The 12,403-nt window shown below is 47.0% G+C and carries 7 protein-coding genes and 1 pseudogene; 1 reads left to right on the top strand and 7 read right to left on the bottom strand.

The window, feature by feature from the left end; translation table 11 throughout:
- The coding region (locus ACTHMC_RS13840) for a protein-L-isoaspartate O-methyltransferase family protein (protein WP_440413839.1) at nucleotides 1–464 on the bottom strand (464 nt) is incomplete at its 3' end.
- Nucleotides 465–591: 127 nt separating this feature from the next.
- On the opposite strand from ACTHMC_RS13840, the gene ACTHMC_RS13835 reads away from it, so the two are divergent.
- Nucleotides 592–1,050, top strand: a complete 459-nt coding sequence (locus tag ACTHMC_RS13835; RefSeq protein ID WP_440413837.1) for a hypothetical protein — start codon at nucleotides 592–594, stop codon at nucleotides 1,048–1,050.
- A 102-nt stretch (nucleotides 1,051–1,152) separates the two neighbouring features.
- Here the strand turns inward: ACTHMC_RS13835 and ACTHMC_RS13830 are convergent, their stop codons facing one another.
- The 6 genes and pseudogenes from ACTHMC_RS13830 to ACTHMC_RS13805 all read right to left on the bottom strand — a co-directional run.
- Nucleotides 1,153–3,720 (bottom strand): zinc-dependent metalloprotease, encoded by a 2,568-nt coding sequence (locus tag ACTHMC_RS13830; protein WP_440413835.1) that lies wholly within the window; start codon nucleotides 3,718–3,720, stop codon nucleotides 1,153–1,155.
- A 7-nt stretch (nucleotides 3,721–3,727) separates the two neighbouring features.
- The gene (locus ACTHMC_RS13825) at nucleotides 3,728–6,349 is read right to left on the bottom strand and encodes a zinc-dependent metalloprotease (RefSeq protein WP_440413834.1); all 2,622 of its coding nucleotides are present in this window, start codon (nucleotides 6,347–6,349) and stop codon (nucleotides 3,728–3,730) included.
- Between the two features lie 97 nt (nucleotides 6,350–6,446).
- Nucleotides 6,447–7,997, bottom strand: coding sequence for a hypothetical protein (locus ACTHMC_RS13820; RefSeq protein ID WP_440413832.1), 1,551 nt, complete (start codon nucleotides 7,995–7,997; stop codon nucleotides 6,447–6,449).
- Nucleotides 7,998–7,999: 2 nt separating this feature from the next.
- Nucleotides 8,000–8,728, bottom strand: coding sequence for a DUF4843 domain-containing protein (locus ACTHMC_RS13815; RefSeq protein ID WP_440413831.1), 729 nt, complete (start codon nucleotides 8,726–8,728; stop codon nucleotides 8,000–8,002).
- 23 nt (nucleotides 8,729–8,751) lie between these two features.
- Nucleotides 8,752–10,230, bottom strand: a complete 1,479-nt coding sequence (locus ACTHMC_RS13810; RefSeq protein ID WP_440413830.1) for a RagB/SusD family nutrient uptake outer membrane protein — start codon at nucleotides 10,228–10,230, stop codon at nucleotides 8,752–8,754.
- Between the two features lie 11 nt (nucleotides 10,231–10,241).
- A pseudogene (locus ACTHMC_RS13805) lies at nucleotides 10,242–12,403 on the bottom strand (hypothetical protein); the annotation flags it as partial.

Here is a 12,403-nt window from a genome sequence, read left to right as displayed (position 1 = left end):
ATGATCACTTTATCGAAGGGCCCATAGGTGGGTAGTCCTTCATAGCCATCTCCATAGAAATATTTGATACCGGGATATTTCTTCCGCAGTTCAAATTTCTTGTGTACATCAAACAGTTTCTTTTGTCTTTCGATGGTGAAAACCTGTGCCTGCATCTCTGCCAGTACCATGCTCTGATAACCGCTGCCCGTACCGATCTCCAGTACTTTTTCAAAACTTCGCAGGTCCAGCAACTGGGTCTGGTAGGCTACGGTGTAAGGTTGGGAAATGGTCTGGTCTGCTTCGATGGGAAAAGCCCTGTCGTCATACGCTACCTTATCAAATGCCGAGTCGAGAAAATAGTGCCGGGGGATATTATTGATCGCCGTCAGCACGCGCTCATCTGTAATGCCTTTTGCCCGCAATAATTCAACCAATTGCTTACGTAATCCTTTGTGCCTGTATGAATCTTCGTAGGTTCTCATCGCCCGCAAGTTATATAAAAAAAGAGCAAGCTGAATATTTCAGGGAGCGCCAATACCCCGAAATAAGTTTGATATTTGCCCGGGTACCATTCAAAGTACGCTTCAAAAACCAGACCCGGACAGAATTATGGAAGACAGATCAGCCCATAAACAGATGCTCAAACAATTCTGTGAGCAGGTTATTATTCAACGCATTGCGAGTAGCAGCAAGGCGATGGACGACGCCCAGGCGGCTGCCAACCAGGAGGAGAAAAGTTCCGCTGGCGATAAATACGAAACCTCCCGCGCCATGAGCCACCTGGAAAAAGACATGCATGCCAGGCAGTTGCTGGCGCATCAACAGGACCTGAACGCTCTTCGGGCCATCAATATAAATTCCATTTACAATACACCCGCTCCGGGTGCTTTTGTGCAGTCGTCCAAAGCTGATTTTTTTATTGCCGCCGGATTGGGTAAGCAGCTGGTAAATGGAGAGCAGGTTGTTTTTTTGTCTCCCGTATCTCCCCTTGCGCAGCAATTGATGAAGAAAAAGCTGGGAGACGAATTTGATTTTATGGGCAAGAGTACCATCACAGCCATTTATTGAAAAAAAAAAGCAAGCTGTAATTGACAGCCTGCTTTTTACGGGTTGGGAATAATCGGGGCCTTACCAAACAGATGCCTGCCGTAATCCTTCCTGGGCCTGCATCTAAGAAATTTTCAATGCTTTATTGATCTGTAATAACAGGTATTCGTATTGTAATTTATTGTCACCGCTCTGTGCTTTTACCACACGTTGCAGGATCTCTTTGCTTTCCAGTAACCATTGATAATAGATATGGGTCATATCGGTGGCCATGAATTTCACGCGTGGCATGAATTCAAATCCACTCACTTCTTTGGCATATAAAGTAGCAGCGCCGTGAAGCGGACTGGCGGATGCTGCCTGCATTTCCAGTTTAGCGATCTCCTTCAGGAGCGGGTCTTCCGTTGCCTGGAAGGCAGCGGCGCCACCGGCAGGAGCATCTTTTACTTTCGCATTGGTGATCAGGAGGTTCACCAGGGATGTCTGCATATTGAGCTTGGCGGCGCTCACTTTCCTGCCGGACAAAACATCGGCCCATACAAAATCGAAAACATCCTTCACACATTCTGATCTCGTATAGGGATTGCTGTCAGCTTTTGCTTCGCTCAGCCCGATATTGGCCACCCAGCGCATCACATAAGGGAAGAGTACGCTGCGCATATAATTCCCGGCATCGCCATTCATGCCTCCGATATGTTGCTCCAGCTCGGGGTTGTTCATCCAGTCGAGGTCCTCAAAGGTCTCCAGGATGAATTTCATGGAGCCTTTCTGCACCTCACGGGGAACGGCTTTCCAGGCAGGGAACGGATCGCCTTCATATTTTTCGTACTGGTAGATGCCGCCGATATTATTGATCACATGCATCAGGTACCAGTAGAAATGAATATTGATGATAGCGAAGTTGGTCTTTTTGCGGAATGCATAATCCTTGTCTTCCTTGTCCACCCAGCTGTTCAGATTCTTCATGATAAAGGCCAGGTTCTTCATGGCATAACGGGTGGCTTTCACCTGGTCATCACCCAGGTCTTCCGTTTGCGCATTGGGATCCAGGATGCCATAGATCTGTTGTTTGCTGTAACGGTACATGGGATCCTTGATCTTTTCGCTGATCCAGGATTGCAGCACGGGTACTTCCGCTTCAGCTGTTGCCACATCAGGCAATGGCGTGTAGAGCCATTTGATGGCATACATATCATACACGCCCAGTTGCGGAGGCGTCATGCGCACGCCTTTTTCCAGGTCTCCGGGCTGCGCCACGAAGTTGAAACGGGCATAGTCCATGATACTTGGCGTGGTGCCGTATTGCTGTGTGAAAGAAGGCGATCTCAGTGAATCCACCGGGATGGCGGAAGAGGCGCCCATATTGTGCATCAGGCCGAGGGTATGACCTATCTCGTGTGCTATTACATAACGCATTCCCTGTTCGAACAGTTCCTGTGGCAGGTTCATCTGCCTTACGCGTTTATCAGCTGCGGCCATCTGAATGAACATCCAGTCCTGCAGCACATCGGCGATGCCGTGGTATACATACACGGACGCGTTCAGGATCTCTCCGCTGCGCGGGTCCACCCAGCTGGGGCCCATGGCATTCTGAGTGCCGGTGGGCGCGTATTTGAGACAGTTGAATTTGATATTGTTCGGATCGAAAGTGGAATCGTTCTGCGGGTACATTTTCGTTACCACTGCATTTTTGAAGCCGATCTGTTCGAAGGCTTTGTTCCAGTCCTCCACTCCTTTGCGGATCGCGGGGATCCAGTGCGCGGGAAATTTATCGTCTACATAAAAAACGATGGGATTTACCGGCTCGGAGAGTTGTCCTTTTTTGAAAGCCGCTTCATCCTTAGGTTCCAGCCTCCAGCGGTTGGCGAAGTAAACTTTCTTTGCACCATCTTCTGCAGCGGAATACTGCATATGTTCGGTGTAGAAAATACCGATCCTCGGATCATTCAGTCGTGGGCGCATAACCTTCTCCGGTAGTAACATGAGCGTGCGCTTTACCAGTACGGTGCTGGGCCTGTCTTCCGCCGTTACAAACCCAAAGAAGGTACTGGTGATGCCATAACTCATGTAAGAACTTACAGAGATATTGTCTGAATAGGCTTTCATATCAGCCAGCAGGCTGAGCTCGCTTTTATAAGATGCCCGCCTGGTGGATAAGCCTCCTACCGGCATGAAGGGGTCCATTTCTTCACTGCCATTTACAAATAATGGAGTCGCATCGATCACTACGGCCTGGTTGCCGGGTGAAGTGGCCAGTATTTTAAAGCTGGCCATGATGGGGCTTACATTGTTCTTGTCGAGGGCTGTCTGCAAATCTGCATCGCCGGTAGTTCTTGCATTGAACACACTTCTGCGCACGTGAATAGTGGAGTCGAGCATTACAAAGTTGATGCAGAGCGGATCATGGGCCTGCTCCCCTGCTGCCGCGTCATCGGAATGGCTTACAGCGTCGGCTACGGAACCAAGCAGCATATGCCTGCCGAGCAGGTTCACAGGAAATTCCATGTAGAGCTTGCCGTCCACTTTATGCACGGTCATCATTCCCCTGACCGTGGTCACGTTCTTATTCTTGAAGAGATTGGTATAGTTATTATCTGCTTTGGGGGCAGCGGGTGACTGCTGCGCCAGCAGTGCGGGGCCGGTGGTAACAAGCCCCATCGCCAGTATTACGCTCTTGCTGATCCTCATCATGGGTATGTTATTTAAGGGCTTTATCGATCTGGTGTAATAATAAACGGTAATGCATGGCGGTCTCTTTATCGGCCGTAGCAGCAACAGCGGTGCTCAGTAACTGCCTGCATTGCACCAGTTGCATATAATACTGGCTTTCCAGTTCGGGGGCTCTGTGGAAATTCACGGAAAATCCTCCGAAGGCGCCGGCAAATGCTGTGGCAACACCTGGCTGTACCTGGTGTTCAGGATGGGAACAACCCATAAGATCTGTCAATGGCATACCGGGCAGCTGGATGCTAATGGCGTTGGTGGCGCCATCAGTGATGGCTGCACTGCTTTTGGCGGCTGGCGCCAGTTTGGATTGCGTCAGCATCACTTTTACATAGGATTTCTGAACATCCTTTTCGGCATTGGTCAGCGCTTTATTCTGTTTTGTTTTGCTCCAGGTGTAATCATAGAGTTGCTTCATCACTTCTTTGGAAGTGAGCGGGTTTTTCTCTGTAGAACGGATGGCAGAGAGGTGTACTGTCAACGGGGTTGACAGCAATGCTTCCATGATCTGTGAACGGAGTACAGTGGTGGGTGTTCCAATCAGTGTGAAGTTTTCCAGCACCTGTCGGTCTTCCAGCCAGTCGAGTGTTTTCAGCTCATCCAGCAGGAAGTTCAGTGCCTGCTGTTGTTTGGCGCGGGGAACGGACTGATACAAAACAACAGGGTCTCCTGCATGTTTTTCGTTCACGTAGATACCGCCTACATTGTTCAGTACATGGTTCACGTAGCGAACATACTGAGAGAGGATATTATTCCAGATCTGCTGCCTGTAGGCAAAGTCCTTGTCTTCCGCTCCTACCCAGTTATTGAGCTCTTTCATGATCAGCTTCAGGTTCTTGATACCGTATTGAGAAGCTTTCATGGCATCATCACCGAGGTCTTCCGTTTGTGAACGGGGATCGATGTCCATCCCCTGTGCTCCGTAGCGGTAGCGGGGATCGCCCATTTTTGAAGACACCAGTTTATCCAGTTCTGCACGTTCTGCTTCAGGACTTACGGTGTTGTTGAAATACCGGTAGTTGAAGTCTACGAGATAATAATCGTAGATGCCGAACTGCGGAGGCGTCAGTTTTACGCCTCGTTCTTTATCGCCGGGTTGTGCCACGTAGTTGAAACGGGCATAGTCCATGATGGAATACGTGGTGCCGAACTGCTGTGTGAAAGAAGGAGAACGCAGTGAGTCTACCGGGATGGTGGCGGATGCGCCCATATTGTGCATGAAGCCCAGGCAGTGCCCGATCTCGTGACGGAGTACGTATTGCAGGCCGGCCAGTTTGTAGGACTCAGGCAGTGTTACTTTGCGTACGTCTTTGTCTACCGCTGCAGTCTGTACAAAGATCCAGTTATTGAGGAGTTTCACCACATCATGGAAAACGTATACGGAAGCGTTGATGATCTCGCCGGAGCGGGGATCCACCCAGCTTGGTCCCATGGCGTTGGCAACGGGTGTGGGTGAATAGCGGATGCAGTTGAACTTGAGGTTATCGGGATCGAAAGTGCTGTCGTTGGTTGGATAGTCCATGGCCATGATAGCATTTTTGAAACCGATCTTTTCGAAGGTGACCTGCCAGTCGTTCACTGCTGCTTTGATAGCGGGTTTCCAACTGGCGGGGAAATCAGTATCGATATAAAAGATGATGGGCTTTACTGGTTCGGTAGGTTGGCCTTTTGCGAAGGCGGCAGGATCTTTTGGTTCCAGTTTGAAGCGGTTGGCAAAATAGAGGACGTCCATTTTGTTGCCGGCTTCAGTGATCAGTCCTTTTTTGGTGGTGAAGATGCCGATGCGCTCGTCCGCGATCCTGGGCCTGGCGGGCATATCGGGCAGCAGCAGGAAGGTGCGGGTCATCAGGGCGGTGAAAGGCCTGTCTTTGGCAACGGTGCGTTTACCGTCGCTGAGGGAGGTTTCGTACGAGAGCGAGCTCTTGATCATTACGTTGTCTCCGAATGATTTGATATCGGTGAGATAAGAGCGGTCGCGTTTGAAGCTGGGTGTGCTTTTATAACCGAATGCTCCGTAGATGCTGAATATATTGAAGGGAGAAAGGTCTTTGTTATCGCTGATGAAAAAGTCGGTGATATCGATCACGGCGGCGGACCTGTCAGCGTTGAAAGCCTGTACAGGGAAAAGCTTGATGATGGCTGCAATGCTGTTGCGGTCGAGTGCCTGGCGGATATTATTATCGGTTGCCGGAGCGATGGTGTTCACTTCCGTTTTGCGTAACAGCACGGTGGAGTCCTGCAGGGAGAACTGTACTTGCATGGGTGTGGGTTTGGAGCCGACTATTCCATCGTAGTTATCGCTGATCTCAGAGATGGTGCTGGCGAGGAGGAAGTTTTTTTCCATCAGCGCCATGGGAATTTCCAGGTAGAGTTTTGATTTGATGTAATAGAGGTTCATGAGGCCTTTGGCCTGTTTCTGCGGGTTGGCGAGGAGTTTCTGATAAGGGGTGATCTTTGCGAGGCTGTCTTTAACAGCTTTATCGCGTGCCTCCTTTTCTTTCTGGATACGGGCTTTTTCTTTTTTGCTTTGCGCCTGTGCGGAGATGGTACCGCTCAGGAAGAGGCAGCCGAATAAAATCAGGTGTCTTGTATTCATGGTCATCATTCTGTTTAGAGGCTGAGAGCTTCTGGAAGGAAGTACCGGGGAGGAAGTCCCCGGTACTATGAATTTAGTTTTTATTGGTAAGGAATTATCAGAGTTGTGGGCCTACGGCTGTTATTTTACCGAATCCGTTGAAGCTTTTGGCATTGGCTACATCCAATGTGCCAAGTCCTGGGTTCTTCATTGGGAATAAGTAAACTTTTCCTTCTGTATTGTATGTGCTTACGATAAGGAGTTTATTATTGGTTGCAATATAGCTGTCGAGTAAAGGATAACCGGGATGTCTGTATACATCGACTGTAGTTATCTGTTCTCCGGCAGGAGCAGCAAATCTTTCTTCAATGATCGGGGTTGCGCCGCCATACATCACAGCATATACTTTGTTTCCACTTGCGTAGTAAAACACACGCTGGTCATCGAGGATAGCAAACTTAGTGGCTTGCTGAATGCCTGGTGCTGCACTGAGATCAAAGTATGAAAGTGGTAATGGAGGATGAACGCCTCCGGCATCTTCTGAGCCGCCGTTGAAAAGATAAAACCCAACTGCACCACTGGTTTTGTCTTTCAGGATGTGCAGGAAGCCGCGGTCAACGGTAATACCGGCGGCAAGATTTGTTTTGCCCGCCATGTCATTGGCATTAAAAGCCTGCCCTGCCTGAACAGGATGACGGTAAGGATTTCTGTCTCCGAACTGACTGAAGGTACTCATGTACACGAAATATCCAAGATCTTCAGAATAGAAGTTAACAGCATTAAGTGGTGTATATCCTCCACCCTGGTTTCCGCTGAAACCGTTTATGGCGGTGATTTCAGGATAAACGAATTTGTTATCCAACGGTGTACCCCATTTTCTGTTGATAGACATCCATGTAGCATATACCTGTCCATTAACGATCAATATATCATTCTGATAGGAGTCATAAATATTCTGAACCTGATTGACTGTAACGGGCGCAAAGAACAGGTCAGCATTCATACCTGCAGACGTATAATTAAGTGTGCTGATGCGGTGCACACTGTTATTGGTAAGAGCGATCATGGCGTTACCACCAGAGATCGGGGTGTATTTGAGGCGTTTTATATCTCCAGCAATAGTTTTGTTATTGATGGATGAGAATATATTATGCTTAACACTTTCTCCGGTATAGCTAAGCGTCACTTCCGGGCTCATTATATGACTGAGATCGCTATTGCCCTGTCCGTCCGTTTCGGCGATCACGAGGCCCATACCGATATTATTCAGCACGGTAACCTGCCAGACCATGAAATACTTCAGATTATACTTTGTATCAGTGATGGTGTAAACCAGCTTCTTTTCCCTGCCGATATCAGTTGGAGGAAAACGGATCTCTGCATCCAGATCGCGGGAATTACCCAATTCAGTCATGGTTGTATCATTCCATGCAAGGTTCATTTTCCATGAGTAGGTCAGATCTTTTTCGTCAATGCCATCGATATTGATCTTTGGTTTAACCACCAGGTTATTGAACTGGTAAACGCTGAAAGCAGACTGGCCGGTTGTATCGAACGTGACTCCCGGGATTTTGTTCACTGCCAGAGAGCTATCGTCTTTTCTGCATCCGCTCCAGATAAGTGCGGATAACATCAATAACACAACAGCAGGTATTGTATATCTTTTCATACTTAGTCGTATTTAGAACGGGTGTAATAAATGGGGGCAATTTCCTGACCGGCCAGGGTGCCGTCATCATGTTTTAATTTGTTGTTAGGGTGATCCAGGTTCCATTGTTTTACATAATCTCCGAATACGGTACCCATAGCCTGAACGGCTGTTGCGGTGAGGGTTCTATGCTCAGCACTGGTTAGTGATCTCAGGCCTGTAGTCTGTACAATCAGTTTATAAGCCAAAGTGCTTCCGGCAGTTGTGAAGTAATAACGGTAAAAGCTCCAGGACGGAACAACAACCTGTTCTGTCCAACGTACAATGAAGGTGCTGCTTTCCCTGTTACCCATATTGAAATCTTCAGAGCTGATCAGTCTCACACGCAGGCTTACTTTAGAGGTGGCGAGTTGTGGCGCATTCTTCAGTTTTACCCGGAGCATGCCACGAAATTCTCCTGCTTTAACCGTTCCACCAAGGATCTCATAGAGATTGTCCGGCGCATTGGTAGCGGAGTCTTTGACAGCTTCTGCCTTAAAGGTTCTGTCATGATCAGCACTATTGCCGATTATCCGAACCGGTAATTCAAAAATATATTCTGATGAAGGGTTGCCGAGGAATGAATATTCATACGCAACCACGTTTGTATCGATAAAATTCACGGCTTCTTCAGCTTTAAAAGCAGTGATCTCCTTTTTTTCGCAGCTTGCCACAATCAATGCAAGGATAGCGATGGTGATAAGTTTATTCATGTAAGATCATTTTTTGAATGTGATCATTGAGCCCTGTTTCCAAATTCCATTTCACTGTCTGGGTAAGGCAACATATAAATGCCATCATTACCTGGTGTGGTGGTTGGTAAACCGGGGAAAGTAGTAAACCCTTTTCTTTTGTAATAATAGAAAAGCTGTCCTTCCTGAATAAAATCTTTACGATATTCTTTGGTGAGTTCGCTTGTAGCTGTTGCCAGGTCTGCATTAGCTGGAATATCCTGAATGATGCCTCTGCTTCTTCTGACTGTATTGATCAGCTCAATGGCACCAGGCAGATTGGTAGTAAGCTTTGCTTCAGCAGCTATATAATACATCTCAGCAAGCCTTATCAATGGCATGATATTCCTGTTATTTACATCATTGATATTCTGCCATATTTTTTTAGGAATACGTGACCTGTCTGGATTTCCCCAATCATGGAACCATTCCTGCTGGCGGAAATCAGAAAGACCGATACCGCTGTTGTTTTCATAAATGGAGAACATATTGTCCTGAGAAATCATAACTGAATTCACTGTGGTAGTGATTCCAACCGGCAGGAACGGATTTACGATATCATAGAAACGTTCAATGTTCAGGGCAAACAGATGTTCACCCTTCAGGATCACATTCTTTGGGATAACATCGTATCTGCTGAGTTGAATGCCTGAGTTTGCAATCACATCTTCTGCAACCGTTCCGGCTTCAGCAATCTTTGTTGCATTGCCTTCCCATAGCAGTATCCTTGCCTGTAAGGCGCGTACTGCATAATAATTCATGCGTTTGGCTCTGTCATTAAAGAATCCGGTACGGTTCACCTCGTCATAATAATCGGCTGGGCGACTGGCGTTTTTAAAGATGGGATCTTCTTTAAGCAAAGCCAATGCGTCATTCAGGTCCTTCTCCAGTAAAGCGAAGGTTTCAGTATAATTCCGTTGTTCAGTAACCTGTTTGGAAAACTCAGTTACATATGGTATCGCTGGCTTTCCAAGCATTTCAGGAGCGCCGGCTAGATTACTTCTGCCGTAGAGACGCATGAGATCAAAGTGAAGGAAAGCACGTAATCCAAGCAGTTCTCCTTTCATGATGGAGTAGCTTATGGAGCGAATTTCTCCTTTCTTCTTCTCCATATTCTGGAGCATGCTGTTCACATTTGCGATAGTGTTGTAATTCGCTTTCCAGATTGCTTCATTAATCAGGGTACCCATCACTGATTTGTACCTGTATCCCTGAAAGTCATAGAACAGAGCCTGGTTATCGAGCGCTTTATAAGGTTGTGCGAGATAGTCAGTGGCTCCCCAGGTAAGATTCTGACCGTAAGAATCTTTTTCAGTCATACTGATGTAAACGCCCATCAATGCATCCCTGAACCCCGCTTCCGAAGCAAATTGATCTTCTGCTCTCACCTGGTTGCCCGGTGTAACATCCAGCCATTTTTTGCAGGATGGCGCAGCAGTAGCCAGGAGGGCAATTAATGCTATATATTTAAAATGTTTCCACATGATTCTGAAAATTAAAAGGTGGCAGATAAAGAAATTGAAAGAGTTCTTGCGAAAGGATAATCAGTTCCGCGTTCAATCCTGATGGTGGAGATGGTAGCGATCTCGTTCATATTCGCACCTATGCGCATACGTTGCATTCCCCAACGTTTAACCAATTGATCATTGAACTGGTAGTATACACTCACAGCGCCGATTGCCCATTCATTCCTGTCCTGTACAAAACGTGTGGTAGCCCTGGTTTTTTCCATGGCAGTAATAAGATTACCATTTTCATCAGTATAGGTATACTGACCTAGACGTTTGAACAGAGCAGGTTGGCCGGGAGTAAGCCAGCGACCGGTGATCACGCGCTTGTCAACATTGTAAAGCATGTCCACATTTTCCACTTTGTCAACCAGCGTCTGGTTGTATAATTGTCCACCACCCAGGTAGCGGCCTGTAACATTGAACCCAAAGCCATTGTATTCACCGCTGATACCGAAGATGCCGGTGAATTCCGGAAGGGAATTACCTGCGGGTATCATATCGGCTGCATCCCACTGATAAGTAGTACTGCCATCTCTTTTTACATATATTTCTCTTCCTGTAGATGGATCGATTCCAAGAGAAGGCACGGCCCAGATAGTATTCATGGACATACCGTCGATGTATCTCTTTACCGGCACGTTAGTGGTTCTTTTGGCTGCTTCTGCATCCATCCTGTTATTGAAATCCTTCATGGCATCGGAAAGTGCTACGATCTTGTTCTTATTGGTTTCCAGGCTACCATTGATGCTGAAGAAATTATTGCCACGCTGCCACACCATATAGTTGGCATTGATCTCGATACCGCTGTTTTTTACGCGGCCGAGATTTTCCGCCACATTACCGAAACCGGTGGATGTGGGAAGCGACATTTTTGTAACCAGGTTCTCCGTGAAAGACTGGTAAACATCAAAACGCACGTTCAACCTGTTTTTGATCGACAGGTCAACGCCAGCATTATAGTCCATTTTTGTTTCCCACTGAAGCCCGGGGTTCGGCATATTCATGAGGTAGGAACCTGGGAAGTTCTGATACATCCTATCCCTGTAATATTCATAGGTTGCTACAGATGCGTTGGTTGCAAAATTCGGGTTACCGGTAGAACCTACAGAGCCACGCAGTTTGAACTGAGTGAAGAATGGAAGGCTATGCATGAAGAAGTCTTCATTATGAAGATTCCATCCCAGACCTGCACTCCAGAAAGTAGCCCAGCGTTTATCTGCGCCAAACTGTGAAGATGCGCTGGAGCGAAGGGTAAGGTCTGTGAAATAACGGTTATCGTAGGTGTAGGAAAATGAACCAAGGAAACCAAGATCACGACTGATCATTTCAAAACCCTGAGGTCTGGAATCAAGCAGGTATTGCCTTCCGAGCATCACATTCTCCATACGGTCACTGGTAAAACCTTCCACAACATGATATAATTCGCTATACTTCTCCTCATTCATATTGAACCCTGCATTACCAAAAAAGGTATGTGGTCCATAAGATTTAGTGTATTGCAGGTTGAAGTCTCCGTTCATGCGTGTTCCTTTACCATTGTTGATCTGGTACTGGCCTCTGCGTAACATGGCAGAGTCCCCGCTATAGTTATCGAACATGGTATGTGCAGCGGGATAGAATTCGTCAGCGCTGCTGTTCTTGATATCCACGCCCAGCCTGGTGATTGCTTTCAGGCCATTCCTGATATTCCACTCAAAGTAGAAGTTATCTGTGAAGTTGAAATATTCAGTAGTGTTTCTTGTATTAATTGTGGAATTATAAAGAGGGTTGGTATACCTGGCGTCAACAGTGGTTCGTTCTGCATAGAAAGGAATGGAGCCATCTTCATCGATTGCTTTCCAGTAAGGATTCATTCTTGAGTATTCTGAGAACTTACCGAAGGGAGATTCGGTGTTATTGTTCTTATTTACACTCATAATATTCCTGAAAAGGAATTTCTTTACACGATAAGCACTAGTGATATTCCCCGAGATGTTTTTTCTTTGGGATCCTTTCATCACTCCGTTTACTTCTCTGTATGTCAGATCGGCAAAGAGACTGAGGGTTGGGCCGCTAAGATCGATAGCGAGGTTATGTTTATGGCCTATCCCCTCACGTAATGGTTTTGCCATCCAATTGGTGTTGAGTCCTTCGTCGGCAAGTTTCT

Origin of the sequence: Pseudobacter sp. (assembly GCF_051955275.1) — a bacterium.
Lineage (GTDB): Bacteria > Bacteroidota > Bacteroidia > Chitinophagales > Chitinophagaceae > Pseudobacter.
The sequence above is the reverse complement of the archived record's forward strand: the minus strand, read 5'-3'. Positions and strand labels throughout refer to the sequence as shown.

What these genes read in the sequence shown, in the direction of transcription:
- ACTHMC_RS13830 (WP_440413835.1), bottom strand. Translation starts at nt 3,720, where the DNA reads ATGATGAGGATCAGCAAGAGCGTAATACTGGCGATGGGGCTTGTTACC.
- ACTHMC_RS13820 (WP_440413832.1), bottom strand. Translation starts at nt 7,997, where the DNA reads ATGAAAAGATATACAATACCTGCTGTTGTGTTATTGATGTTATCCGCA.
- ACTHMC_RS13825 (WP_440413834.1), bottom strand. Translation starts at nt 6,349, where the DNA reads ATGAATACAAGACACCTGATTTTATTCGGCTGCCTCTTCCTGAGCGGT.
- ACTHMC_RS13835 (WP_440413837.1), top strand. Translation starts at nt 592, where the DNA reads ATGGAAGACAGATCAGCCCATAAACAGATGCTCAAACAATTCTGTGAG.
- ACTHMC_RS13810 (WP_440413830.1), bottom strand. Translation starts at nt 10,230, where the DNA reads ATGTGGAAACATTTTAAATATATAGCATTAATTGCCCTCCTGGCTACT.
- ACTHMC_RS13815 (WP_440413831.1), bottom strand. Translation starts at nt 8,728, where the DNA reads ATGAATAAACTTATCACCATCGCTATCCTTGCATTGATTGTGGCAAGC.